Source organism: Iodobacter sp. CM08 (genome assembly GCF_033446605.1).
Taxonomy (GTDB): Bacteria; Pseudomonadota; Gammaproteobacteria; order Burkholderiales; family Chitinibacteraceae; genus Iodobacter.
In genome coordinates this window covers 1-1,045 of sequence record NZ_JAWQUO010000101.1, presented here as the reverse complement: position 1 = coordinate 1,045, position 1,045 = coordinate 1, and the positions used below count along the sequence as shown (strand labels likewise).

1 pseudogene is annotated in these 1,045 nt (G+C 49.9%); it reads right to left on the bottom strand.

From position 1 onward, the window contains the following. Positions 1–972: pseudogene (locus R6242_RS22250) on the bottom strand (IS1595 family transposase); the annotation flags it as partial. Positions 973–1,045: the final 73 nt, after the last annotated feature.

Sequence of the window (1,045 nt, the reverse complement as noted above, 5' to 3'; positions counted from 1 at the left end):
AAGGCTCTGTCTGCATTAATAGTTGAAAAGGATATTTTTTCCTATCGCCTGCTCAATCCCTGATTTTGCCGTGATATTTTGGCCTGCGCGGTCTAACCATCGCCGCCAGCCTAAATAGCTTTCCAAGTATTTGGTGGCCACGCCATGAAAACGAGTCATCCAATTTTTGAGTCGACTATCATATGCATTCACATTTTGCACATGATAAGCCCCTCGAACACGGATGCCTTGGCTGAGATTCACGGCACAGTGGCTGAGGCCTAAGTGTGCTGTTGCCAAACGATAGGCCGCCGCGCCATCACTGCACAGCATGACATCAGGAGCCAGAACAGCAGACAGTACCGGCTCGATACTCTTCGTATTCGCAACGAGTAATTTAAAATCGGTGGTAACTCCTTGCCGATTGCGTAACACCAAAACGGGGACTTGATCTTTGCCCGTCCCTTTTTTTCGGAGCGCATGCCCGCGCCGATGTACGGGACGTGGCAGATGGCGTGATCCCTTGAAAGACAAAGGAAAATAGGTCTCATCAGCCTCAACGATACCTTGTAATAATCGGGGTTTAAGGCGCGAAGGGAGCGTCAAAAAACGGTGCCGCCAACGGAAGCTCGTGTTTTTGTGTACCCCACATTCAGTGGCTGCGGCACGAACAGTTAGCCCCTGAATCAAGGCTTTGCTGTATTGCAGCCATTGGTCTTTGTGTCGCAGTCGTGCCAGCGGCGTGCCGGATAAAACGGTATAGGTATGTCGGCAATCACGGCAACGATAACGCTGCAATCCCGCTTGCCTCCCCCAGCGGTAATAGTGTGAGCCGCCGCAGCGATTGCACTGCGGTACGTTGTTCTCTTCAAGACTGGAAGCGATCTCATCTTGGTTGATCGATAAATTGAGCGCTTCGAGTAGATGAATCCGCTGCACGTGACTCAATTGCGGCAAAGATTTCATCCATTCGTGAAATACAGAAGATTTCATGATGCTTTCTCCTTGCGACCTATATTTCAGTATAGCGAGAAGAACGTATTTCAACTGTTAACGCAGACAGAGC